This is a genomic window from Bacillus sp. FSL W8-0223, assembly GCF_038006805.1.
Lineage (GTDB): Bacteria > Bacillota > Bacilli > Bacillales > DSM-4216 > Bacillus_O > Bacillus_O smithii.
In genome coordinates this window covers 1,407,085-1,433,138 of record NZ_JBBOVX010000001.1, presented here as the reverse complement: position 1 = coordinate 1,433,138, position 26,054 = coordinate 1,407,085, and the positions used below count along the sequence as shown (strand labels likewise).

The 26,054-nt window shown below is 42.6% G+C and carries 25 protein-coding genes and 1 other annotated feature; of the genes, 1 reads left to right on the top strand and 24 read right to left on the bottom strand.

Annotated features, from left to right (window positions below):
* Positions 1-121 precede the first annotated feature (121 nt).
* A complete protein-coding gene (locus NST81_RS07070) occupies positions 122-1,828 on the top strand; it encodes an Rqc2 family fibronectin-binding protein (RefSeq protein ID WP_048623124.1) in 1,707 nt (568 codons plus the stop codon).
* A 38-nt stretch (positions 1,829-1,866) separates the two neighbouring features.
* On the opposite strand, the gene pyrE is transcribed toward NST81_RS07070, so the two are convergent.
* From pyrE to ftsZ, 24 genes are all read right to left on the bottom strand, one after another.
* Entirely contained in the window at positions 1,867-2,517 is a 651-nt protein-coding gene (pyrE, locus tag NST81_RS07065; RefSeq protein ID WP_048623123.1) for an orotate phosphoribosyltransferase, read from the bottom strand.
* Between the two features lie 51 nt (positions 2,518-2,568).
* Positions 2,569-3,309, bottom strand: a complete 741-nt coding sequence (pyrF, locus tag NST81_RS07060) for an orotidine-5'-phosphate decarboxylase (RefSeq protein ID WP_048623122.1) — start codon at positions 3,307-3,309, stop codon at positions 2,569-2,571.
* A complete protein-coding gene (locus NST81_RS07055; protein WP_048623121.1) occupies positions 3,281-4,222 on the bottom strand; it encodes a dihydroorotate dehydrogenase in 942 nt (313 codons plus the stop codon). Before NST81_RS07055 ends, pyrF begins: the two co-directional genes overlap by 29 nt.
* Positions 4,219-4,998: a dihydroorotate dehydrogenase electron transfer subunit gene (locus tag NST81_RS07050; RefSeq protein ID WP_048623120.1), complete on the bottom strand. Its 780-nt coding sequence runs from the start codon at positions 4,996-4,998 to the stop codon at positions 4,219-4,221. Before NST81_RS07050 ends, NST81_RS07055 begins: the two co-directional genes overlap by 4 nt.
* Positions 4,995-8,213: a carbamoyl-phosphate synthase large subunit gene (carB, locus tag NST81_RS07045; RefSeq protein ID WP_048623119.1), complete on the bottom strand. Its 3,219-nt coding sequence runs from the start codon at positions 8,211-8,213 to the stop codon at positions 4,995-4,997. The genes NST81_RS07050 and carB overlap by 4 nt, the downstream gene beginning before the upstream one ends.
* Entirely contained in the window at positions 8,206-9,303 is a 1,098-nt protein-coding gene (locus NST81_RS07040) for a carbamoyl phosphate synthase small subunit (RefSeq protein WP_048623118.1), read from the bottom strand. Before NST81_RS07040 ends, carB begins: the two co-directional genes overlap by 8 nt.
* Positions 9,300-10,586: a dihydroorotase gene (locus NST81_RS07035; protein WP_048623117.1), complete on the bottom strand. Its 1,287-nt coding sequence runs from the start codon at positions 10,584-10,586 to the stop codon at positions 9,300-9,302. Before NST81_RS07035 ends, NST81_RS07040 begins: the two co-directional genes overlap by 4 nt.
* Positions 10,549-11,481, bottom strand: a complete 933-nt coding sequence (locus NST81_RS07030; protein WP_048623116.1) for an aspartate carbamoyltransferase catalytic subunit — start codon at positions 11,479-11,481, stop codon at positions 10,549-10,551. The genes NST81_RS07035 and NST81_RS07030 overlap by 38 nt, the downstream gene beginning before the upstream one ends.
* A 269-nt stretch (positions 11,482-11,750) precedes the next feature.
* Positions 11,751-12,308: a bifunctional pyr operon transcriptional regulator/uracil phosphoribosyltransferase PyrR gene (gene pyrR, locus NST81_RS07025; RefSeq protein WP_255287916.1), complete on the bottom strand. Its 558-nt coding sequence runs from the start codon at positions 12,306-12,308 to the stop codon at positions 11,751-11,753.
* Between the two features lie 181 nt (positions 12,309-12,489).
* Positions 12,490-13,401: an RluA family pseudouridine synthase gene (locus NST81_RS07020; protein WP_048623115.1), complete on the bottom strand. Its 912-nt coding sequence runs from the start codon at positions 13,399-13,401 to the stop codon at positions 12,490-12,492.
* Positions 13,388-13,864 carry a signal peptidase II gene (lspA, locus tag NST81_RS07015; RefSeq protein ID WP_048624422.1) on the bottom strand — a complete coding sequence of 159 codons (477 nt, stop codon included), beginning with the start codon at positions 13,862-13,864 and terminating at the stop codon, positions 13,388-13,390. The genes NST81_RS07020 and lspA overlap by 14 nt, the downstream gene beginning before the upstream one ends.
* Positions 13,865-13,955: 91 nt before the next feature.
* Positions 13,956-14,234: a hypothetical protein gene (locus tag NST81_RS07010; protein WP_003354502.1), complete on the bottom strand. Its 279-nt coding sequence runs from the start codon at positions 14,232-14,234 to the stop codon at positions 13,956-13,958.
* 182 nt (positions 14,235-14,416) lie between these two features.
* Positions 14,417-17,188, bottom strand: coding sequence for an isoleucine--tRNA ligase (gene ileS / locus NST81_RS07005; protein WP_341029071.1), 2,772 nt, complete (start codon positions 17,186-17,188; stop codon positions 14,417-14,419).
* A 58-nt stretch (positions 17,189-17,246) separates the two neighbouring features.
* Positions 17,247-17,481: a binding site (T-box leader), on the bottom strand.
* Between the two features lie 98 nt (positions 17,482-17,579).
* A complete protein-coding gene (locus tag NST81_RS07000) occupies positions 17,580-18,092 on the bottom strand; it encodes a DivIVA domain-containing protein (protein ID WP_048623113.1) in 513 nt (170 codons plus the stop codon).
* Between the two features lie 84 nt (positions 18,093-18,176).
* Positions 18,177-18,953, bottom strand: coding sequence for a YlmH family RNA-binding protein (locus tag NST81_RS06995; RefSeq protein WP_003354498.1), 777 nt, complete (start codon positions 18,951-18,953; stop codon positions 18,177-18,179).
* 152 nt (positions 18,954-19,105) lie between these two features.
* Complete coding sequence (locus NST81_RS06990; RefSeq protein ID WP_003354496.1) at positions 19,106-19,369, bottom strand: YggT family protein; 264 nt, start codon at positions 19,367-19,369, stop codon at positions 19,106-19,108.
* Positions 19,370-19,374: 5 nt separating this feature from the next.
* On the bottom strand, positions 19,375-19,806 hold the full coding sequence (locus NST81_RS06985) for a cell division protein SepF (protein ID WP_048623112.1): 432 nt from the start codon (positions 19,804-19,806) through the stop codon (positions 19,375-19,377).
* 15 nt (positions 19,807-19,821) lie between these two features.
* Positions 19,822-20,493, bottom strand: coding sequence for a YggS family pyridoxal phosphate-dependent enzyme (locus NST81_RS06980; RefSeq protein WP_048623111.1), 672 nt, complete (start codon positions 20,491-20,493; stop codon positions 19,822-19,824).
* Entirely contained in the window at positions 20,477-21,316 is an 840-nt protein-coding gene (gene pgeF, locus NST81_RS06975; RefSeq protein WP_048623110.1) for a peptidoglycan editing factor PgeF, read from the bottom strand. Before pgeF ends, NST81_RS06980 begins: the two co-directional genes overlap by 17 nt.
* A 65-nt stretch (positions 21,317-21,381) precedes the next feature.
* Positions 21,382-21,657, bottom strand: coding sequence for a YlmC/YmxH family sporulation protein (locus tag NST81_RS06970; RefSeq protein WP_003354492.1), 276 nt, complete (start codon positions 21,655-21,657; stop codon positions 21,382-21,384).
* Between the two features lie 96 nt (positions 21,658-21,753).
* On the bottom strand, positions 21,754-22,530 hold the full coding sequence (gene sigG / locus NST81_RS06965; RefSeq protein ID WP_003354491.1) for an RNA polymerase sporulation sigma factor SigG: 777 nt from the start codon (positions 22,528-22,530) through the stop codon (positions 21,754-21,756).
* Between the two features lie 215 nt (positions 22,531-22,745).
* Complete coding sequence (sigE, locus tag NST81_RS06960) at positions 22,746-23,465, bottom strand: RNA polymerase sporulation sigma factor SigE (RefSeq protein WP_341029064.1); 720 nt, start codon at positions 23,463-23,465, stop codon at positions 22,746-22,748.
* A gap of 52 nt (positions 23,466-23,517) precedes the next feature.
* On the bottom strand, positions 23,518-24,441 hold the full coding sequence (gene spoIIGA, locus NST81_RS06955) for a sigma-E processing peptidase SpoIIGA (RefSeq protein WP_048623108.1): 924 nt from the start codon (positions 24,439-24,441) through the stop codon (positions 23,518-23,520).
* A 452-nt stretch (positions 24,442-24,893) separates the two neighbouring features.
* Entirely contained in the window at positions 24,894-26,045 is a 1,152-nt protein-coding gene (ftsZ, locus tag NST81_RS06950) for a cell division protein FtsZ (RefSeq protein ID WP_048623107.1), read from the bottom strand.
* Between the last annotated feature and the right edge of the window lie 9 nt (positions 26,046-26,054).

Sequence of the window (26,054 nt, the reverse complement as noted above, 5' to 3'; positions counted from 1 at the left end):
TCCCTTGCACAGATTTCTAACAACAACTCAATGAGAGTTTCCATTATAATAATAAAGATTCATAAAAAAGGACGCTCTTACAAGGAACATTAAAATCATATAAAGAAAAGGATGTTTCATTATGTCGTTTGACGGATTATTTACCCACGCCATGATGATGGAGCTGCAAAAAGTACTCACTGGCGGAAGAATTACGAAAATCCATCAACCTTATAAAAACGAAATTATTCTCATCGTCCGTTCCAAAGGGAAAAATTATAAACTGCTTCTATCTGCCCATCCTACCTATGCCAGGGTGCAGCTGACAAATGAGCCGTACGAAAATCCGAAAGAACCGCCCATGTTCTGCATGCTTTTGCGCAAGCACTTAGAAGGGGCTATTATCGAAGAACTGAAACAGAAAGAATTGGACCGTATACTGATTTTTAAGCTAAAAGGAAAAAACGAAATCGGCGATGTTTCTACTAAACAGTTAATCGTTGAAATTATGGGACGCCACAGCAATATTGTCCTGGTGGATCAGCCGACGCAGAAAATTATTGACAGCATTAAACATATTACGCCTGCCCTTAGCCGGTACCGAACCGTATTGCCAGGAAACGAATATTTATATCCGCCTTCCCAAAACAAGTTGAATCCACTGGAGGCGACCGAAGATGACGTGCTTCGTCTCCTCGATTTTAATGGCGGAAAACTCGACAAACAGCTAGTTCAGCACTTTTCCGGTGTTTCACCGTTGTTCGCGAAGGAAGTGCTTCATGAAGCCGGAATTCCTAACCGTACGACAGTCCCGGCTGCCTTTATTCGCCTGCTGCAGCCGCTAAAAGAAGGGCGTTTTCAGCCAATGCTGTGGAAAGGAGACGAAAAAGAGCATTTTTACTGGCGGGATCTCAATCATCTTAAAGGAACCAAGCAGCCGTTTCATTCCCTAAGTTCTCTACTTGACCGTTTTTATTTCGGCAAAGCGGAGCGGGACCGTGTAAAACAGCTGGGCAGTGATTTAGAACGACTGGTGAAAAATGAATTAGAAAAAAATATATCCAAGCTAAAAAAATTGGAAAAAACGCTTCAGGAAGCGGAAAATGCCGATGAGTACCAAATACTCGGCGAATTGCTGACCGCCAATCTGTACGCCGTTCAAAAAGGAATGACGGAAATTGAAGTCATCAATTATTATGATGAAAACGGAGAAAAGGTCACCATTCCTTTGGACCCGAAAAAAAGTCCGTCGGAAAATGCCCAGTCTTATTTTTCGAAGTATCAAAAAGCAAAACATGCATTGGTCGTTGTAAACGAGCAAATCGATAAAACAAAGCAAGAAATTCAATACTTTGAAAATTTGCTTCAGCAGCTTGAATCCGCATCCCCGAAAGACATTGAAGAAATCCGCGAAGAATTAGAGGAAGAAGGCTATTTGCGGATGAAATCGAAAGCGAAGAGAAAACAAGGAAAAGAGAAACCAATGATCGATACTTACACAGCCAGTGACGGAACGATTATATTAGTGGGCAAAAACAATAAACAAAATGATTATGTCACAACGAAACTCGCTCGACGAGATGATATTTGGCTGCACACAAAAGACATTCCCGGTTCCCATGTTGTGATTCGCCATAATAACCCATCCGAAGAAACGCTGTTGGAAGCCGCCAACCTGGCCGCTTATTTCAGCAAAGCAAAACATTCCAGTTCGGTACCGGTGGATTACACGAAAATTCGTTATGTCAAAAAACCGAACGGTTCAAAACCTGGATTTGTCATCTATGACAATCAGCAAACCATTTATGTTACACCGGATCCTGATTTAGTGGTGAAATTGAAAAAATAAGGAAGAGTCGCTCTCTTCCTTATTTTTTCATCTATGTATTACGATTGTACCATCGGCCAATGCTCAGGATTTTCCCGCCATTGACGAAGAGTCTCTAAATCCGTGGGTTGAATCGCTCCTTTTTCTAAAGCAACTTCCATTAGCGCTGAATAATTGCTTAAACTATAAGCTTTTAAATTGGCTTCATCAAGCAGCTGCTTTCCTATTTCAAGTTCATAAGTAAAAATCGACACGACTCCAAGCACCTCGCATCCTGATTCTCGCAAGACGTTAGCTGCTTGAATAGCGCTTCCTCCTGTCGAAATTAAGTCTTCTACGACCACCGTTTTAACGCCCGGCTGTACTTTTCCCTCTATTTGTTTCCCTTTTCCATGGCTTTTCGCTTTTGAACGAACATAGCACATGGGCAAATCGAGTAGATCGCTTACCCAAGCCGCATGAGGAATGCCCGCTGTCGCAGTCCCGGCAATGCATTGTACTTCTGAAAAATGTTTGTTAATCAAAGAAACGAGTCCTTTCGCAACTTCTTTTCGCACCGCCGGATAAGAGAGGGTAAGACGATTGTCGCAATATATGGGCGATTTTATTCCTGAGGACCATGTAAATGGATCGTTTGGTTGCAAATAGATGGCTTCAATATTGAGAAGCTGTTCTGCTATTCTTTTACTTTGTATATGATCGTTCTGCATGTGACTGTTCTCCTCTCACCATTTTTACAGCTTTTTTTCAGATCTGCTGGTTTATAGACCAGAATTTCTAACAAGAGGCTTTGAATAATCATTCCATAGTTTTTTTACCTGTTGATATGCATGTAGAGGATCTGGAGCTTTAGTAATCGGTCTTCCCACCACGATCATGCTTGCACCAAGTTGTCTGGCGGTTTTCGGATCTGCCACACGACTTTGATCATGAGATTGATCTGTTTGCAAGCGGATTCCCGGTGTCACCTTTAGAAATTCGGCTCCACATGCTTCCGATATTTTTACTGCTTCATGTACAGAGCATACGACTCCGTTGCAACCAGCCGCTTTTGCCAGCTTTGCATAATGGACCACTGATTCCTCCAGCGAGACAGCAACAAGCTGTTCAGACTGCATCTCAAGTTCACTTGTTGACGTAAGCTGGGTGACGGCCAATAACAGTGGGCGCGATTTCCCTGCCGGCGTTCCGGCTTCTAACCCTTCCAAAGCCGCTTCCATCATCCGTCTCCCGCCCGCTGCATGCACGTTGACCATATCCACTCCGAGATTCGCCAAGCCTTTCATCGCTTGTTTGACCGTATTAGGGATATCATGGAGTTTTAAATCCAAAAAAATTCGATGATTCTCTGCTTTTAATGCTTCGATGATGACTGGTCCATTCTGAAAATAAAGTTCCATTCCCACTTTTACATACAATGGCTTCCCGGAAAACGGCGCCAAAAATGCTTTTGTTTGATTCCAATCGGAAAAATCAAGAGCCAATATAGGTTCTGTTTCCATGAGACTTCCAGCTCCTTCCCGTCAATTCGCTGATATGATCAATTCCTTTAGAAGCCACATAGTCTTGCAGCTGATCAATGAGTTTCGGGCAAATAAACGGATCAACAAAATTCGCTGTACCGATGGCCACTGCGCTGGCCCCCGCATAAAAAAATTCGAGAATATCATCGAGCGAGGAAATACCGCCCATTCCAATGATCGGAATATGGACATGCTGGCTCACTTCATAGATCATCCGCACCGCAATCGGTTTGACAGCGGGACCTGACAAACCTCCGGTGCCGTTTGCCAATAGAGCCCTTCCAGTATGGATGTCTATCTTCATGCCTAAAAGCGTATTAATCATCGTAATACCGTCCGCTCCGCCTTCTTCTACTGCTTTTGCTATTTCCACAATATTGGTGACATTAGGAGACAATTTCACATATACCGGAACTTCGGATACTTCTTTCACTTTTTTCGTCAGTTCTTTTGCAATTTCCGGTACCGTCCCAAAAGCAATCCCGCCTGTTTTAACATTCGGACAAGAAATATTCAGTTCCAACGCTTTCACGTTGTCCACTTGTGAGATGGCTTCAGCAACCGTTACATAGTCTTCCATTTCCGATCCGGCGATATTGGCGATAATCGGCACATCAAATTGTGAGAGCCATGGAAGCTCGTCACTGATTACTTTTTTTAATCCCGGATTTTGCAGCCCAATGGCATTCAACATTCCCGAAGGTGTTTCTGCTACTCGCGGAGTCGGATTTCCAAACCTTGGTTCCGGTGTGGTCGCTTTGATCATAATCGCTCCCAACTGATTCAAATCATATAACTGACTGAACTCTCTTCCAAATCCGAAGCAGCCTGAGGCCGGCATCACTGGATTTTTCAACTCTAAACCTGGCAATTGGACATGCAATGGATTCACAATACAACCTCCCCAATCGGGAACACCGGACCATCGCTGCATATTTTTCGATATTCCGTTCCCTTTGGATCATTACTAGGATGGCAAACACAGGCAAAACAGGCTCCGATTCCGCAACCCATCCGCTGTTCAAGGGAAACGAACCCCCGATCGGCCGGATTTTCCTTTTCAAGAGCTTTCAGCATCGGGATCGGACCGCAAGCATATAAAACATCTCCTTTTACAGAAAACTGCTTGATGGCATCTGTGACAAATCCTTTTATTCCAAGCGAACCATCCTCCGTCGCCATATAGGTTTCACCTAAATCACAAAATTTTTCCATATAAAAAGCACTCTCTTGATTTTGAAAACCAAGAACATGGATGACATGAACATTTTTTTCTTTAAGTCGTCGCGACAAATCATAAAGAGGAGGCACTCCGATTCCTCCGCCGACGAGAACGGCGGTTTGACCAGATTCGATCGCTTCCAACGGAAAGCCGTGGCCGAGAGGGCCCAGGACATCGATTCTTTCCCCCGCTTTCTTTTCGGAAAGAAGTCGTGTCCCTTCCCCGCCCGCTCGATAAATAATGGTAAACTGTCCCAAATGTTGATGAACCGCAGCAACACTGATGGGCCGCCTCAAAAGGGGTGCAGTCCCGCCGTTGATACGGAGATGAACAAACCTTCCCGGTTCGTCCATCTCCTGAACCAATTCGCCTTCCATTGTTAATTCATAAATATTCTTGGCAATTTGTTGTTGAGAAACAATGGTCATAAACTCTTGTTTGATCACGCCATCACCGCCTCGATGTGTCCTTTCATTTTTGTTTTCGGCATAGCTTCCATCGAAAAAGTCATCGATTCCAGCACTCTCAATATCGCTTCCGCTGTATCTAGCGACGTTAAACATGGAATGCCGTTTTCCACCGCTTCACGCCGAATTTTAAAGCCGTCGCGCTGCGGCTGCTTTCCTTTTGTCAACGTATTAATGATAAACTGCGCTTGTCCTTGACGAATGACATCCAATATATCCGGCTGTTTCGAGCCTATTTTTCCTACCGTTTCTGCTGAAATGCCTCCCATTTGCAAATATTTGGCTGTACCGCTTGTCGCCAGAAGTTTAAAGCCAATGGCCGCAAATCGTTTGGCTAGTTCCAACGTTTCTTCCTTATCCTTGTCCGCAACGGTCAATAAGATGGAACCTTTTTGCTGAATTTTGATTCCGGAAGCAAGCAGCCCTTTATAGAGCGCTTTTTCCAATGTGACGTCTTTCCCCATCACTTCCCCGGTTGATTTCATTTCCGGTCCAAGTGTTGTATCCACTTGGCGCAGCTTCGCAAAGGAAAAAACAGGAACTTTTACATATACACCCTTTTGTTCTTCAGCTAATCCTGTAGAATAACCCATTTCTTTTAAATTCGTTCCCAAAATGGCTTTTGTCGCCAAGTTTGCCATTGGAATATTCGTGATTTTGCTTAAAAACGGCACTGTGCGGCTTGAACGCGGATTGACTTCCAGAACAAATACATCTTCCTTGGTCACCACATATTGAATATTCAGTAAACCGATAATGTTTAAACCTTTTGCTAATTTAATCGTATAATCGACGATTTTGTCTTTCTGTTCTTTCGTCAACGTTTGCGGCGGGTAGACAGCAATGGAATCACCTGAATGGACGCCGGCACGTTCAATATGCTCCATAATTCCCGGGATGAGCACATCGTTTCCATCCGAAACGGCATCAACCTCGATTTCTTTTCCTGTTAGATAACGATCAATCAGCACCGGATGTTCTGGATTGATTTTGACAGCATTTTTCATGTAATGAAGCAATTCCTCTTCATGATAAACGATTTCCATGGCACGACCACCTAACACATAAGATGGTCTCACAAGAACCGGGTAGCCGATTTCAGCTGCGATTTTCACTGCTTCTTCTGCGGAGAAGGCCGTCTTTCCAAGCGGTTTCGGAATGTTGAATTGATCGAGTGCGATTTCAAACTTGTCGCGATCTTCCGCACGATCAATGTCTTCCAGAGATGTTCCTAAAATGTTGACTCCCCTCTCCACTAATGAATCTGCCAAGTTAATAGCTGTCTGTCCTCCGAATTGGACGATAACTCCTTCCGGTTTTTCCAAATCAATAATATTCATGACATCTTCAATCGTGAGCGGCTCGAAATAAAGTTTATCCGAAATGCTGAAATCAGTGGAAACCGTTTCCGGATTGTTATTAATGATAATCGCTTCATACCCTGCTTCTTGAATGGCCCAGACAGAATGGACCGTCGCATAATCAAATTCCACTCCTTGACCAATTCGGATGGGTCCAGATCCGATTACGACCACCGATTTCCGACGGGTGACAATCGATTCATTTTCCTCTTCATACGTTCCATAATAATAAGGAGTTTCCGACTCAAATTCGGCAGCACACGTATCGACCATTTTATAAACCGGAACAATCCCGTATTGTTTTCTCCAGTCATATACTTCTTTTTCAGTCACGTTCCACAGTTTTGCAATAGTCGCATCGGCAAAGCCCATTTGTTTAGCTTTCTTCGTTTTTTCCACATCAAACGGGTGGGCTTTTAATACAGATTCATAGGATACAATGTTTTGAAGCTTCTTTAAGAAAAAGAGATCGATTTTGCTCCATTCATGGATGGTTTCAATCGAAATCCCCCTGCGAAGAGCTTCGCCAATGCAAAACAATCGTTCATCATCTGCTGTTTTAATTCGGGTCGCCAATGTTTGCTCATCCAGTCCCGCCAACTCTTTCCGTTCTAAATGGAACACATTGTTTTCCAGGGAGCGGACGGCTTTTAAGATGGATTCTTCAAACGTTCTTCCAATCGCCATTACTTCTCCAGTCGCTTTCATCTGCGTTCCGAGAATGCGGTTTGCCGATTCGAATTTATCAAATGGCCAACGCGGAATTTTAGAAACGACATAATCAAGGGCCGGTTCAAAACAAGCGTACGTTTTCCCGGTCACAGGGTTCTTTATTTCATCAAGTGTTAATCCAACAGCGATTTTGGCCGCCAATTTGGCAATGGGATATCCCGTTGCTTTTGAAGCGAGCGCCGACGAGCGGCTAACGCGTGGATTCACTTCGATGATATAGTAATGGAAACTGTTCGGATCAAGCGCCAGCTGGACATTGCATCCGCCTTCGATTTCTAAAGCGCGGATAATTTTTAATGACGTATTGCGAAGCATTTGATATTCGCGGTCGCTAAGTGTTTGGCTTGGCGCTACAACGATGGAATCGCCTGTATGAATGCCGACCGGATCGATGTTCTCCATGTTGCAGACAACGATGGCATTGTCATTGGAATCACGCATGACTTCATATTCGATTTCCTTATACCCGGCGATACTTTTTTCTACCAAGCATTGATGAACCGGGCTTTTTTTCAGTCCTCCTGATACAATTTCAATGAGTTCTTCCTCGTTATGGCAAATTCCGCCGCCGGTCCCGCCAAGTGTATAGGCAGGACGAACAATGACCGGATAACCGATTTTTTCCACAAAGGAATAGGCTTCTTCCAAAGTGTGGACAATCTCGCTTTCCGGAACCGGTTCGCCCAATTCTTTCATCAGATTGCGGAACAATTCCCGATCTTCTGCTTTTTGAATGGCGGATAGCTTCGTCCCTAAAATTTCCACTCCGTACTGTTCTAACACGCCTTCTTTCGCCAGTTCGACAGCTAAGTTCAAGCCGGTTTGACCGCCAAGCGTTGGCAAAATGGCGTCAGGTCGTTCTTTTTGAATCACTCGGGTCACAAACTCTAAAGTTAAAGGCTCCATATACACAACATCGGCAATTTCAGTATCCGTCATAATGGTCGCCGGATTTGAGTTGACTAGAATGACCCGATAGCCTTCCTCTTTCAAAGCCAAACAAGCTTGCGTCCCTGCATAGTCAAATTCTGCTGCTTGACCGATAATAATCGGGCCGGATCCAATTACTAAAATGCTTTCAATATCTGTACGTTTAGGCATGGAGAGTCTCCTTTCCAACATGTTGATAGTTTTCCATCATGCGCATAAAACGATCAAATAACGAATTATCATCTTCCGGACCCGGTGAGGCTTCCGGATGGTACTGAACGGTAAAAGCCGGATAATCTTTGTGCTTCAACCCTTCGATCGTTCCGTCATTCAGAGCAATATGGGTGATTTCCAATCTTGTATTTTCAAGAGAAGCCTCGTTTACGGCAAATCCGTGATTTTGGGAAGTTAAGGCGGTTTTTCCTGTTTCTAAATCTTTTACAGGATGATTGGATCCTCGATGGCCGAATTTTAATTTGAACGTATCTGCACCGCAAGCTAATGCAAATAGCTGATGTCCCAGGCAGATGCCGAAAACAGGCACTTTTCCAAGCAGTTTACCGACGGTTTCAATGGCTTCAGGAACGTTTTTCGGATCTCCCGGGCCATTGGAAAGCATCACACCATCCGGCTTATATCGAAGAATGTCTTCTGCAGTTGTATTGTATGGAACAACGACAACATCACAATTTCGTTTGTTTAGCTCCCTTAAAATGCCGTGTTTCATCCCAAAATCCATCAGCACCACGCGAAATCCTCGACCAGGGCTCGGGAATGGAGCTTTAACCGATACTTGTTTTACTTGATCGGTTGACAGTTTCGTTTCTTTTAAACGAGCAATGACGCGATCAGGAGATTCGTTTTCGGAAACAATCGCCCCTTTTAATGTGCCGTATCGGCGGATAATTCGCGTTAGTTTTCTCGTGTCCACCCCTGATATGCCGGGAATGTCTCTATGTTTCAAGAATTCATCGATCGACCATTCACTCCGCCAATTGGAAGGAAAGTCCGCGGCTTCTTTTACGATCAATCCTTTTACCGCCGGATGGATCGTTTCAAAATCATCTCGGTTTATGCCATAATTTCCAATGAGCGGATAAGTAAATGTGACGATTTGACCGCAATAAGAAGGGTCGGACAGCACTTCTTGGTAACCTGTCATCCCTGTAGTAAATACGACTTCTCCAATCGTTTCTTTTTCGCTTCCAAACCCTTCACCGATCATGATGGTCCCATCTTCTAAAATAAGCTGTTTCTTCACGCGTAAATCCTTCCTTCCTGCCAAACTATTTTTCCGTTTACGATGGTTGCGACTGGCCAACCTTTGCATTTCCACCCTGCAAACGGAGTATTCCGTCCTTTAGAAGCAAAATGCTTTGGCTCAATTTTCTTTTCCAAGTTCAAGTCAATGATCACAAGATCTGCGGGAGCTCCTTCCTCAAGCTTCCCATATGGCAAATGAAACACTTCCGCCGGTTTAATCGTCATCCAATCGACTAGCTGTTTTAACGTAAAAATGCCTGTTTGAACATATCGTGAATAAAGCAGCGGGAAAGCTGTTTCCAGACCGACGATCCCGAAAGGAGCTTTTTCAATCCCTGCTTGTTTTTCCTCCATTGTATGCGGAGCGTGGTCTGTTGCTATACAGTCAATGGTTCCATCTAAAAGCCCTTCGATTAAAGCTTCACGATCTTCTTTGCTGCGAAGAGGAGGATTCATTTTAAAATTAGCGTCAAGCCCCGGAATGTCTTCCTCTGTCAACAGCAAATGATGAGGCGTTACTTCCGCCGTCACACGAACACCCGCTTTTTTGGCATCCCGTACGGCTCTTACCGATTCTTTCGTACTGATATGGCAAACATGGTAGTGGCATCCCGCTGCTTCAGCGAGCAGCACGTCCCTTGCGATATGTACCGCTTCACATACGGAAGGGATTCCTTTCAAATGATGTTTTTTCGCAAACGTGCCGTCGTGGACGACTCCTCCGAAAATTAAAGTATTCTCTTCGCAGTGGGCGACAATCGATGCTTGAACGGCCGCCGCCTTTTTCATTGCCAAAAGCATCATTCCTGCATTTTGAACACCAACCCCGTCATCGGTAAAGGCAAATGCTCCTTCTTTTTGCAAACTTTCAAAATCCGTCAATTCCTTCCCCGCTTCATTGACAGTAATCGAGGCATAAGGGAGAACGCGCACATAAGCTTTTTCCTTAATTCGCTTCTGCAATTCTTGCATCCGTTCCACCGTATCGGGAACCGGCTTTGTGTTAGGCATGGCGCAGACGGTCGTAAATCCTCCTCGTGCCGCGGCGAGCGTACCGGTTTCGATTGTTTCTTTCTGTTCTCCGCCCGGCTCACGTAAATGAACATGGACATCGATAAAGCCAGGCGCAACCAAATTTCCTCCAGCGTCCAAAATGGTTTCATCGAAAGCGGTCAGATGCTCTCCCATTTCGGTTATTTTTCCGGCTTCCACGCGAATATCGACGATTTTCATTTTACCGTTTTTACAAAGAATATTGCCATTTTTGATCAGCAGCTTCATTGGCCATTCTCCCTTCCAACACTTCTTTTAAAACAGCCATGCGGACATAAACTCCATTTTCCATTTGCTTAAATATTCTTGATCTTCTACATTCAACTAAACGATCATCGATTTCAACGCCTCGATTAACGGGAGCGGGATGCATGATGATGCTTCCCGGTTTCATTCTTTTCTCGCGTTCAACGGTCAGGCCGTACAATTCGTGATATTCCTCTGTTGAAAAAGAGGTATGTTCGTTATGACGTTCATGCTGAATTCTTAAAAGCATCAGCACATCCACCTCAGGAATCAAATCGTCGATCGCTGCAAATTCACCCGAATACAAGAAATCCTGATCAAACCATTCTTTCGGACCTGAATAAAAAACATTCGCTCCCAGTTTTCTTAATGCCTCTGCGTCGGAACGGGCAACTCGGCTGTGACGAATATCGCCGACAATTCCAATCTTCAATCCTTCAAAACTTCCAAACTCTTGCTGAATCGTAAATAAATCCAGCAAACTTTGAGTCGGATGCTGCCCGCATCCATCGCCTGCGTTAATAACGGGGATATTCACTTTTCCAATTAAGTGGCGATAGTATTCATCTTCTTCATGGCGAATCACAACCGCATCCACTCCTAGTGATTCCAAAGTACGGACTGTATCATAAAGAGTTTCTCCCTTTAATACGCTTGAACTTCCCGCTTCAAACGGTATCACTTCAAGTCCTAATTTCCTCTCGGCCATCTCAAAGCTGCTTTTTGTTCTTGTGCTCGGCTCAAAAAATAAGTTTGCGATAAAAGTTTGATTGTCAGGTTGCCAGCGATAGCCTTTGCTAAAATAATCGGCTTGCATTAATATTAACAAAATTTTATCTTTATGCAAATCCTTAATTGATACTAAATTTTTTAACATGCGCTCTGCACCCCTTAAATTTCGTTTTTTTGCTTGAATAAAAAAGTTTTTCTTTTTTCGTTCGAATCATCCAAAAATATTGTGTTTTTTGATATTTGTTTTTTTATACAAGCATAAAAAAACCTCTTTGCAGCTAAACGCCGACAAAGAGGTAAGCAAAATCATGCGCTCGCTGTTCGATCTCCCATACACGGTACCGAAATCAGCAGCGCCGTCATTCATTCTGCCCTTTGTCAGCCTCTCTGGACTGCATTTAAAAGGGAACTTATTTAGTTTTCAATCCGTTCATGGATCGTTACTCTCTCGTGTTGATCTACCTCCTCCAGCTCTACTACAATTTTTTCATGAATGGAGGTAGGTATGTTCTTTCCGACATAATCCGCTCGAATGGGCAATTCCCTATGTCCTCTGTCCACAAGAACCGCCAGTTGAATCTGAGCAGGACGCCCCATATCCATTAAAGCGTCCATCGCTGCTCTCACTGTTCTTCCCGTAAAAAGAACATCGTCTACTAATATCACTTTACGATCAGTGACATCTGTCGGAATATCCGACCCTTTTACCTGTGGCTCCTTACGATTAGATTTATACGTGAGATCATCTCGATATAAAGTGATGTCCAGCTCTCCGACCGGAACACTCTGTCCCTCGATTTCCTCGATTTTTTTTGCTAGTCTGTTTGCGAGATAAATGCCTCTCGTCCGGATGCCGACAAGCAAGCAATTATGAATACCTTTATTTTTTTCGATAATTTCATGGGCAATTCGAGTCAAGGACCTGCGTATGGCAGGCTGATCAAGCACCATAGCTTTTTGCATCGGACTCACCTTCTCTCTTTTTTTGGAAACGGCACAAAAAAAACTCTCATCGTCAGGATGAGAGGATTCATTTCGAAAGCATATCTTGTCAAAGTGATTACGATCATTTCCGTTTCCTTCTCAGCCTCACGGGACTGGATTAAAGGTTCATATTCAACTGCCATTATGATACTCTTTTCAAAATGTACTGTCAACCTTCCAATCGCAAAAAAGTCAGAATTCGAGAAAAATCATCCGGTAATGGCGCTTTAAACTCTAAATATTCTTCCGTTCTCGGATGAATGAAGCCAAGTACCTCAGCATGTAAAGCTTGTCCTTCAATATTTAATGTTTTTTTGGGGCCATACTTCGGATCTCCGGCTAAAGGATGACCGATGTATTTCATATGAACGCGGATTTGATGAGTCCTTCCCGTTTCCAACTCACATTCAATTAAACTATATTGACTAAAACGTTCCAAAACTCGAAAATGAGTGACCGCATGTTTGCCGTTATCGACAACCGCCATTTTTTGCCTGTCTTTTGGGTCTCTGCCAATGGGAGCATCAATCGTTCCAACATCATGTGGAATCATGCCGTGAACGATGGCTTTGTATTTTCTTGTAACCGTTTTATTAGAAAGCTGCTGAGAAAGCTTTTCATGAGCATAATCATTTTTAGCCGCCATCAATAATCCGGAAGTATCTTTATCAATGCGATGAACAATTCCAGGCCTTAGAACGCCGTTGATGCCTGACAAGTCTTTGCAGTGAGCCATCAACCCATTGACAAGAGTGCCTGACAGATGCCCTGGAGCCGGATGAACCACCATTCCACGCGGTTTATTGACAACGATGACATCTCGATCTTCATAGTAAATGTCCAAGTCCATTTTTTCCGGTGTGATTTCCAGTACTTCCGGTTCCGGAACGCTAACAACAATACGGTCATCTGCCTCACATTTATAATTTGCTTTCACAGTCGCTCCATTGACTGTTACACGTCCTTCTTTAATCCATTCTTGAACTTGACTCCGTGACCAATCTTCGTTCCATTGACTAAGAACTTTATCAATTCGTTGATGCTGTTCCTCTTCTGTGATGATATGTTCAATTCGTTCCATTCGCTTTCTGTCTTTCCCTCCGATCTTCTAATAACAGAGCAATAATCAAAAGCACCACCCCGATGGTGAGCGATGAATCGGCGAAATTAAATATTGGAAAATCATAATGGAAAATATACGTATGGATAAAATCGACGACTTCTTTCCGGAAAAAACGGTCCAGAAAATTTCCAATCGCTCCCCCGAGAATAAAGGAAAAACCGATGGATTGAAGCGTTTTATCTTTTCCGTATTTTACCATGTAATAAATGATGCCAATGACAACAATGACGGTTAAGATATAAAACAGCCATAGCTGTCCTTGGAGCATTCCCCATGCTGCTCCTTTATTGCGATGGGAAGTTAAGTACAAAAGATTCGGCACGATCTCTATGCTTTGACCGACTTGCATGTATTTGACAATCAACCACTTCGACCATTGATCGATTATCACCACCACAATTGCTAAACCAAAGTAATACAATAAACGCACATTGGTTACCTCCACCTCTAAAGTGAATTGTTACCTTTGCATTTTAGCATAACCTTTTTGATTCAACAATTGTAGAATGAATTTATCCGTATATCCCTTTTCTGCCATATGTTAAAACGCATTTCTCCCATTCATCGATCGTTTCCATTGTAGGAATTTGTTTGATCCATTCAAAGGGAATCCATTCTCCGCTGATTTCGCATTTTCCAAAATCTCCCGACTCAAATTTTTTTAAAGCTTTTACAATATCCTTCTTTTCCTGCTCGATGTAACGATACACTTCTTCTTTTTGGGATCGTGAATTCATTAATTCTTGATAGACGATCTGCAATTCATGATAGATCTTATCATACGTTGCCATCTTCATCCCTCCGTTAACACCGATTGAAGTTTATTCCCGGGAAGTCTTATTGAAAACTGCATCAACGCGAAAACGCTCACTTCTGAATTTCTTGTTATCGTTAGTGTTCCTTTATGAACAAAATTATTACGATGAAAGAAAAAGAAGCTTTGGATAAATTATGATCCAAAGCTTCTTTCGAATTAAGCTAAATGGGAATAATGATTTTTCACCACATCCGCACAGCGCGGGCAAAGAGTCGGATGTTCCGGATCTGATCCAACTTCCGGCGTCACTGTCCAGCAGCGTTCACATGTTTCCCCTTCCGCTTTTTCGACCACAACGGCTGCCCGTTCCAGCTTTAAGGCGTGTTCAGGAGCGTCTTCCAACCGACCAGCTACTTCAAATCCCGACACGATGAACAATTGTTTTAAGTTTTCATGAATGGAATCAAGCAGAGCTTTTGTTTCATCGTTTACATAAAGTTTGACGTGGGCGGTCAGCGATTTTCCAATTATTTTTTCGTTCCGCGCCTCTTCTAGCGCTTTAAGAACATCATCGCGCAGTTTCATAAATTGATCCCATTTTTCTTCTAATTCTTTACTGTTAGGAATCTCTTTATAAACCGGCATGTCAGTTAACTGCACACTTTCTTCCGTTACACCCGGAATATGTTCCCACACTTCATCCGCCGTATGCGCCAGAATAGGAGCTATTAATTTGACGAGGGAAACGAGACATTCATACAAAACGGTCTGAATGGCCCTCCGTTCATAGAAGTTCATCGGTTCAATATACAGAATGTCTTTCGCAAAATCGAGATAGAACGAACTTAAATCAAATGTGCAAAAGTTATTAATTTCGTGATAAATCGCCGAGTATTCATAATGTTCATAATGATCGTGAACACTTTTAATTAAATGATTTAATTTTACAAGGATATATTGGTCGACTTCACGCAGGTTGTCATAAGAAAGCGAGTCTTTTTTCGGATCGAAATCGGCAAGGTTTCCTAAAAGGAATCGGAACGTATTGCGGATTTTGCGATACACTTCCGAAACTTGCTTTAAGATCGCATCAGACACGCGCACATCGGCTTGAAAATCAACAGAAGCTACCCAAAGTCTCAAAATATCAGCGCCGTATTGATTCATGACTTTTGCCGGTACAACCACGTTGCCAAGCGATTTACTCATTTTTCGTCCTTCACCGTCTAAAGCAAATCCGTGGCTAAGAACGGCTTTGTACGGAGCTTTTCCCGTTACAGCGACAGCGGTTGTCAATGAAGAGTTAAACCAGCCGCGGTATTGGTCGGAACCTTCCAAGTACAGATCGGCAGGACGGTTCAATTCTTCTCTTTCCAGTAAAACGGCTTGATGCGATGATCCGGAATCAAACCATACGTCCATAATATCCGTTTCTTTTGTAAATTGACCGTTCGGGCTGCCAGGATGAGTAAATCCTTCCGGAAGAAGATCTTTAGCCTCCCTTTCAAACCATACATTGGAACCGTATTGACGGAACAATTCCGAAACATGCTGAATGGTTTCATCGGTAATAATAGCTTCCCCGTTTTCCGCATAAAATACCGGAATCGGCACTCCCCAAGCCCGCTGACGGGAAATACACCAATCACCGCGGTCACGAATCATATTGTAAAGACGAGTTTCTCCCCATTCAGGCACCCAATTCGTTTCTTTTACGGCTTCCAGAAGCTGTTCTCTGAAGGCGTCGATAGAAGCGAACCATTGAGCAGTGGCTCTAAAAATGACCGGTTTTTTCGTACGCCAATCGTGTGGATAAGAATGGGTAATAAACGCAAGTTTTAACAGTGCGCCTGCTTCTTCCAATTTTTTCGTAATGGCTTTATTCGCATCATCGTAAAAGAGTCCTTCAAAACCTGGAGCATCTTCTGTCATGCAGCCTTTATCATCTACCACTGATAAGACATCCAAATTGTATTTTTTCCCGACCAAGAAATCGTCTTCCCCGTGTCCAGGAGCTGTATGAACACATCCCGTACCTGAATCCGTGGTCACGTGCTCTCCCAGCATCACTAAGGAATCGCGTCCGTATAAAGGATGTTTGGCAACGACATACTCCAGTTCTGTGCCCTTTAATGTTTTCACTACACTTGGCTCATTCCATTCAAGCGTAGATGATACATCTTCAAGCAGAGCTTCCGCCACCACATATTTGTGGCCATTGACTTGAACTACCACGTAATTAATGTCAGGATGAACCGAAATCCCAAGATTGGCAGGTATCGTCCAAGGAGTGGTCGTCCAAATGACGATGCTTGTATCCGAATCCAGTACCCCTTTTCCATCCTTCACAGGAAAAGCAACATAAATGGACGGGGATCTTTTGTCTTTGTATTCGATTTCCGCTTCTGCCAAGGCCGATTCGCTGGAAGGAGACCAATATACCGGTTTTAAGCCTTTATAAATGTATCCTTTTTTGGCCATTTCACCAAAAACTTTAATTTGTTGGGCTTCATACTCCGGCTTTAATGTAATATAAGGATTCTCCCAATCTCCTCGTACACCTAGTCTTTTAAATTGTTCACGCTGATTGTTAATTTGTTCGTAAGCGTACTGCTCGCAAAGTTTACGGAATTCGGCCACGCTCATTTCTTTCCGATTGACGCCTTTATTCGTCAAAGCCTGTTCAATCGGAAGTCCGTGCGTATCCCAACCGGGAACGTAAGGGGCGTGATAACCGCTCATTGATTTATAGCGGACGATAAAATCCTTTAAAATTTTATTCAGCGCATGCCCCATATGAATATCTCCGTTCGCATAAGGAGGGCCGTCATGCAAAACAAAAAGGGGGCGTCCTTCCGTACGTTTTTGCACTTTTTGGTAAATATTCATTTCTTCCCATTTTTTTTGAATGGCAGGCTCTCTTTTTGGTAAATTCCCACGCATTGGAAAATCCGTCTTAGGCATTAACAGTGTTTCTTTATAGTCCATTCTTTTTACCTCCTTGTCCGTTCGTGAATGTAAATACAAAAAAACCTTCTCATCCCCAAAAAGGGACGAGAAGGTTGATGATTCCCGCGGTACCACCCTTATTGGCAAACAAACTGTCTGCCCTCTCTTTCATTCGTAACGTGAACAAACCGCTGTCTTCTACACATCCGTTTAGGATTTTCAAAGACAGGACTCAAGGGTGATCTTCCACTCTTCGCTTATACCGGCTTCCACCGTCCCGGCTCGCTGAACAATAAGCTAAAAGAATGTACTCTCCCCGTCATCGTTTTTCCCTTATACCTTTTACATTATAGAAATCGTATGTCTGTCAGTCAAGTCTTGCAACGGCACTCTCTTCCGGATAGAACGGTGAGACAATCAAAAATAAATCTTACTCCTCGTGTTCATTTTGCAGACTTTTAAGATCGGTTGCATCTACTTCAAATTCCATCAGCTGATCCCAATCGTCGTTGTTTAACAAATCCAGTTGGGCTTCCACAAGCATTTTAAAACGAGTGCGAAATACTTTTGACTGCTTTTTGAGCTCTTCGATGTCAAGAGCGATTTTCCTCGCTTTTGATAAAGCTTCATTGACAATGCGATCCGCATTTTTCTCCGCTTCCTTAATGATTAGCTTAGCTTCTTTTTGAGCATTCCGCTTTACGTCTTCCGCGGCTTCCTGAGCGATCAAAATCGATTTATTGAGCGTTTCTTCAATATCTGAATAATGATTCAGACGTTCACGCAAAGATTCCAGCTGTTCTTCCAGATCTTTTTTTTCCCGCAATATCAGTTCGTAGTCTTTAATCACTTGATTTAGAAACTCGTTGACTTCATCTTCATCATAGCCTCTAAATCCTTTACTGAATTCTTTATTATGTATGTCCAAGGGCGTTAAAGGCATACAGCCACCTCCATACCTATCTATGGACTTTATTATAACGGTTTTTTTCCCATTTGTAATGAATATCTTGCAATTTTCCCCAAATTATTTCAAAAGACCTAATGTAATTCGCCACTTCTCTTTTTTTGTTTTATCATCAATCGACAGCAGCTTGCACCTTCCTTTTCCACGCACGGAGAGAACATCCCCTTCTTCGCATAGAAAAGCAGGGTTGTCCACCACTTTCCAATTCACTTTGACTAAGCCGCTTTTGATCATCGTCTGCACTTTTTGGCGGGACAGCTTGGCATAAGCGGAAATCATAACATCTAAACGCAACGATGAGACGGTTGTTTGAACCGGTTGCCAGCTTTCTTCTGATTCAATCGCTTCTTCTAGTTTTTTTTCTTCCAATTGGACGGACGCTTTTCCCACTTGACGAAAATTTAATTTCACAAAATCAGCCATTTCCGCAGCAACTAAAAACTGAAAACGCCCTTCTTTAGCTAGAATATCGCCGAATTTTTCGCGTCGAAGTCCAAGACCCATTAAACTTCCTAATACGTCGCGATGATTTAAAACAACAAATTTTTGCGGGTAGAGAATTTCAAAAAGCGCTACTTGAAAGTCTTCTTGCTGTACAGAAAAGTAAGGCGGATAAAGGAGCGCCCTCTTTCGTTCCGCCTGTACCGTTCCTCCGAAAAACGACACGTTAACCTCGGTGTTTTTCCCCAGCAATGAAGACAAAATTTGCTGTTCCCGAGGATCTAAAAAATCCATCAATTTTGGTGCATATTTTTCTTCGACCTGTCGAATCGACTCGAGGACATCGTCAATAAATTCCTTTTCCTCCGGTCGAAAGTGCTGATAAATCGATGACATCGTTTACTCCTTTTCACTAACGAAATCGAAATAAATATTTAAATAACCTTTCTCTTCCGCACAATGGTTTGTCGGTCATGATTAGCATGATTACAGAATTTTCCTTTCGCAACGATCACAAAAAACGTTGCGAAACGGAATTTTCAACTCTGCTATAACACCCAGTAGGCAAGTTGATGCAGTCCCCGAGTAGCTAGGTTTAAAACAATGAACGCCACAATAGGGGAAAAATCTATCATCCCGATCGGAGGCACGATGCGTCTGAACGGTTCTAAATAAGGTTCACATATTTTAGCAAGAAACTGTCCGAAACCAGATTCTCTAGCTCCAGGCAACCAAGACATCAAAATGTAGATAATTAACGCCCATGAATAGATTTCAATGAGCCAAGACAAAGCATTAAAAACGAATACCATTCTTCTTATAACCACCTTGAATTATCCATATTTTCTTCTGACAATATTTCAGAAATAGAACCGGAAACCTCCACATTGTCAGGAGCGCAAAGAAAAATTTTCGGTCCTAAATGCTGGATGTCTCCACCAATAGCATAAACAGTTCCGCTCAAAAAATCCACAATCCTTTTGGCTTGGTCATGCTGGATTCTTTGTAAATTGACAATCACCGCTTTATGACTTTTTAAATGATCTGCAATTTCTTGAGCTTCAGCAAAAGCACGCGGTTCTATTAAAATCACTTTAGATGATTTTTGCACACTTTGCAAACTGACAACATTTCGTTTTGGAGCTTCTTTTGACGGTTGTTTCGGCTCTTCCTGTACTTCGCTCTCCTCAACCGCTTCATAATCATCGTCCAAAAGGAAAAACGTTTTAATTTTTGACTTGATTCCCATCCTTCCAACCCTCCTTTATTCACCTACAAGAGCTGTTCCGATCCTGATAAAAGTTGCACCTTCTTCAATCGCGATGGGAAAATCATTGCTCATGCCCATAGATAGTTCCGTGCAAGGCGCATAAGGCAAATCGAGATTTTGAATTTCCAACTGCAATTGTTTCAATCGTCTGAAACAGTCCCTTATGATGAGCTCATCGGTTGTAAACGGGGCCATCGTCATGAGACCGACCACCTTAATCTTTGGAAATTCTTCCAATCGCTTAACAAAATCTTCAACCGCTTCAGGAGCTAATCCATGTTTCGTTTCCTCTCCCGACGTATTCACTTGGACGAAACAAGAGATTGGTTCATTCGCCCTCTTATCGATCTCTTTAGCGAGCGACAGTCTATCCAAAGAGTGTATGTAGGAAACTTTATCTATAATGTTTTTTACTTTTCGGCTTTGCAGCGTGCCGATAAAATGCCACACAGGCTGATCTTTTAATGCTTCCCACTTGGAAAGAAGACTATCGTCTCGATTCTCGCCAAGATGAATGATCCCTGCATCCAGAGCTTCTTTCGCCCTCTCAACGGATACATATTTCGTAACGGCCACGATTTGAATTTCTTCCGGACTGCGCCCTGAACGTCCACATGCTTCTTCAATCTGTTTTTGTATGTTTGCCAGCTTATCGGCTACTCTCAAGATGCGAAACCTCCTTATTCCATCCGATAAAACCAAGCATTCTCCCCGTCTTTCCATTATCGCGGCGATGAGAATAAAACTCGTGATGACAGCTTGTACATAATGAGGTGACAAGGATGTTTTCTTTTGGCAATCCCGCATTTTCTAAAATAGTGCGGTTTAACGCTTTTAAATCCAATTGATAACGCCCTTTTTCTGTTTCAACATATGGAATGTCGTCGTTAGGAGATAGAACGGCATCGACTTGTTGAATGACACGATCATCCACTTGATAACAATTTTGGCAGATAGAAGGTCCAATGGCCGCAAAAAGCTCAGTCGGATCGATTCCATCACTCAGCCATTTTGCCGCCATTTCCCCGGCAATTTTTTGCACGGTTCCTTTCCATCCGGAATGAACAATGCCGATTCTTTGCTGTTTAGGGGCAAGAAAATAGATAGGGACACAGTCAGCATAACACATGGTAAGCAAAATGCCTTTTTCCTCTGTGTAAAAACCGTCAGTGTCCTTTATGCTATCTTCATAACGAAGTGCGCCTTTTCCACGATCATTTTGCGAGATGCGGCGAATATTTTTTCCATGAGTCTGTTCTGCGCTTACCCATTGCTGAAGAGGAAACCCGATCTTTTTTGCTAATATACGGCGGTTTTCGCACACATCGTCGCTGTTGTCATTGACATGAAACGCCAAGTTCATGCTGCGAAACGGTTCGCTGCTTTTTCCTCCATTTCTCGTCGTAAATCCGGCTACGAGGCCGGAATTGTTCTTCATCCAGGAGTCAAGAATATAGAGGTCATTCATTAAACGAAAAGGTTCTGTCATAACGACAACTCCCGTTTTTTCTTTAGTTTAACACGATTGCCAACAAACGTCACTGTTAAAGTGATTTATTCTTTTGGTTCTTCTAATTTCGACTGAGTATAATAAGATCCGCGTGTTCGGACAAGAATCACATCTTCGCCGATTTTTACTATCTGACTCCAAGGTATGACTGTTTCTTCTTCTTTTCCAAAAAAGCCAAGGACTTTTCCGCCGTTATTCATCACAATCGCATCAATTTTTCCAGTATCGAGATTAATTTCAATATCCGTTATATTTCCAAGCTTTTTTCCGTCAGAAACATTGACAACGTCCTTCACTTGAAAATCAGAGACTCTTGCCATTATCTCTCCCCATTTCTTTTCCGTCTTATTGTTACAATATATGCTCTTTCTCCGCACAAAAGACCCCGCAAGCTGTTCGCTTGCGAGGTCCGTTTCTTATTGAATATTTTTATTCATTTGTCGGATGGCCGCTTTTTCCAATCTTGAAACTTGCGCTTGCGAAATGCCTATCTCTTCGGCCACCTCCATTTGAGTTTTTCCTTGGAAAAAGCGTTTCCTTATGATCATTTTTTCGCGTTCATTCAATCTCTTCATTCCTTCTTTAAGCGCGATCCCTTCAATCCACTGGCTGTCTAAATTTTTCTCGTCGCTCAGCTGATCCATGACATAAATGGGATCCCCCCCGTCATTATAAATGGGTTCAAAAAGAGAAACGGGATCTTGAATGGCATCTAATGCGAACACAATTTCTTCATGGGGGACATCCAATTCCTTGCTGATTTCTTCGGCTGTTGGTTCCTTTGAGGTTTCACTGATCAGCCGTTCCCGTACTTGCAACGCTTTATAGGCGATGTCTCGAAGGGAACGCGAAACACGGATTGGGTTATTGTCTCGCAAATAACGGCGAATTTCCCCAATAATCATCGGGACCGCATAAGTGGAAAATTTAACATTTTGACTTAAATCAAAATTATCGATCGATTTCATTAATCCGATGCAGCCCACTTGAAATAAGTCATCCACGTATTCACCGCGATTATTAAACCGCTGGATCACACTTAAAACAAGACGAAGATTTCCATTAACGAGCTTTTCTCTTGCAGAAATGTCACCTGCTTGCATTTGCTTAAAAAGCTCACGCATCTCCTCATTTTTCAATACAGGGAGTTTAGAAGTATTCACACCACAGATTTCAACTTTGTTGCGAGCCATTGATTCCCCTCCTTGCAGGAGCTGCTATTTCAAAGATCAGTATCTCCTTGGAAGGGAATTTTATGCACGCCTGAATCCATCTTCAAAACCTGTCGCCGCCGCTTATCTGTAAAGCGATTGGCCCGTATTTTTCGTTAGATCGCTTTTAAAATTTATTATTTCCATCTATTTTTTATTTTCCGACAAATGATCGGATGTCAATCAATCTTAACTGTTTAAACCATTTTATTAAACTCTTTTCGGAGTCTTTGAATAATTCGTTTTTCCAGCCGAGAAATGTATGATTGGGAAATTCCAAGCATATCTGCGACATCTTTTTGCGTTTTTTCTTCTTCCCCGTTCAGGCCGAATCTCAGCTCCATAATTTGCTTCTCTCTGTCCGATAGTTGATGCAAAGCTTTAAACAACAATTTTTTGTCCACAGTCGATTCTAAGTCTTTCGTGATAATATTATCCTCAGTACCAAGCACATCCGATAAAAGCAATTCGTTTCCATCCCAATCGACATTGAGTGGCTCATCGAAGGAAACTTCAGAACGGATCTTATTGTTTCTTCTTAAATGCATTAAAATTTCATTTTCAATACAGCGAGAGGCATATGTAGCTAATTTGATTTTTTTCTCAGGATTAAACGTGTTAACGGCTTTGATGAGACCAATTGTACCGATACTAATCAGATCTTCTATGTTAATGCCTGTATTCTCGAATTTTCGGGCGATGTAGACTACCAGCCTTAAGTTGCGTTCAATTAAAATGGATCGAGCGGCTTTATCCCCTTTTGGCAGCTTCTCAAGCAGCACTTTTTCTTCTTCTTTAGACAGCGGCGGAGGAAGAGCCTCGCTCCCCCCGATGTAATAAATTTCATCGGTTTTTAATCCTAAAGCAATCAATAATTTATACCACAAATACGTCCATCGCACTCTCCATTTTTTCATTTTTTGTCATCCCCCTTCTATTTTCGATCCATACGAGTATAGTAATAATACGTTAAGATGCACTTTCTTTCGGGGCAGTTGCCGCTAATTTCGGGTGAACGATACATGCAAAAGATTGATCTGCCGACAATTGTTGAACGGTAAAATGAATCAATGCTTTGCTGACAGTTCCTCTAGGTTGGTTTTGGATTTCCACCCCATCCGATTTAAAAGCCAGCAAAAGCTGACGAGTTTTTCCGACGCTTTGAGCAGGAATGAAATGGACCCGGTCCGCCCACTTTTGGTTTAATTCTAATTCCCCATTTAAAAACTTATCTGGTTCTTCGGCTATTTCCAATATTTCTCTAGGAAGAGTATTTTCCAGACCTTTGGTAGAAACAATCATAACGGGCGTTTTTGTCAAAGGATCGAAAAGGTGATTGCCACTGTCGACAAGCCCTTTCAATTCCAATTGGCAGCCGGCAAAATGAATCATCACATCAACAAGTTGATCATATTGAATTTTGGCCGTTTCAAAATCTTCCAATCTTCGTTTAGAGAAATACCAAGCAACCGGAATCGCCAACATGACAAACACCCAGCTGATGGGATCGCCAAATCCTTTTACATTTGCTAGAAGCGTGGCGGAGTGAAGATCGGAATCAAATGAAATAAAATAATGAATGCCTATTAAGATTCCCCCCAGCAGAAAAGTTGCAAAATATAATGTCAGTAAATTGGACAGAAAAAAGCGAAACCTTTTATAGCCGAACACCGCCAATACCATCCATATGGAGAACAAAACTTTCACAGCCGGATTTCCCGCGATCGGCGCAAACTTGGTTGCCAATAGAAGAACAAGGCAAGATCCGATTATCCCTCCGAGAAGAATACGAAAAAAGGACACTTGCCTTTTTAAAAAAAGCGCCGTCATCCATAACAACAAACTGTCCACCAGCAAGTTTAATAGCCATATCACATCGAGATAGACTACCAATGTTTTCCCCCTTTTTCTTCCCTTTTGTTATCGAAGTATATCCTACTGCACATCCAAAGTGTGTCATAATTTGGATTCGATAATAGGTTTTTTTTTAATGATATATTCGAAAATTGTCAGCTTTATTCCTTAAACTGTTCTATAATCTTCTTTTGACAATCATTTTCTAAGAATGATGAGTTTAAAAGGGGCCGAAATAAGAGAGGATGCTATAAAACCGCCTATGATTTGTCACAATAGCCGGCAAGATTCGAAATTTAAATGAATCTTTATTCATGGATCGCACATTCCATCCCATTGCAGCATGTGGCTAACTTTCATTCTCCAAGAGCGGCTAAAAATACGATCTCTATCGTTTGATACTTAGCACAAAAAATGACTGCCTCCAAAAACCATAGATTACGGAATGGAGACAGTCATTTTCTTCATTTATGTTCATATCGTTTTTTCACTTATCTGCGGCGATTGCGATTGCGTAAAAATGTTGGAATATCAAGCGTATCTTCCAGCGGTTGAACATTGGAACGAGAAGGTGTTTCAAAGTGAGAGGCTTCTTCTTTTTTTCCTTCACGCTTGATATGACTGGAAGGAGCAGCACTCGCTTTGGCTTGTCCCAATCCGGTACGAATCGGTTTACTGTTTTGTGATGTATCTTGCTTAAATCCAGTCGCAATGACAGTGACGACAATTTCGTCTTTTAAATTCTCATTGATGACAGATCCAAAAATCATATTGACTTCTTGATCTGATGCAGAAGCTACAATGTCTGCTGCTTCTTGTACTTCATATAGGCTTAAGTTTGTTCCGCCCGTAATATTCATGAGAACACCTTGTGCGCCATCAATGGACGTTTCAAGAAGCGGACTGGAAATAGCCTTTTTCGCAGCTTCTGCTGCCCGATTTTCACCGGAAGCCACTCCGATTCCCATCAAAGCTGATCCTTTATTAGACATGATCGTTTTGACGTCAGCAAAATCGAGGTTAATCAATCCAGGAACGGCAATCAAATCAGAAATGCCTTGAACTCCTTGACGCAATACATTATCGGCTTCCCTGAAGGCTTCGAGCATCGGGGTGCTCTTATCGACAATTTCCAGAAGGCGGTCATTCGGAATCACAATTAACGTGTCCACCGCTTCTTTCATTGCCGCAATTCCCCCGGCTGCTTGGTTTGCCCGTTTTTTTCCTTCAAATGTAAATGGGCGCGTTACGACTCCAACAGTCAAAGCTCCTAAGTCTTTTGAAATTTGAGCGATGACCGGAGCGGCCCCGGTTCCTGTACCGCCGCCCATACCGGCTGTTACGAATACCATATCCGCTCCTTTGAGCGCTTCTTCAATCTGTTCTTTGCTTTCTTCAGCTGCTTTTTTTCCTACTTCCGGGTTGGCACCGGCTCCCAATCCTCGGGTCAGCTTGGCCCCAATTTGCATTTTGATTTCCGCTTTGGATAAATTCAACGCTTGTGCATCTGTGTTGACGGCAATAAATTCTACCCCTTGTACACCATGTTCAATCATACGGTTGACCGCATTGTTTCCTCCGCCGCCAACACCGATTACTTTTATCGACGCAAATGAATCTACACTCATATCAAACTCCAACATGACAAATCC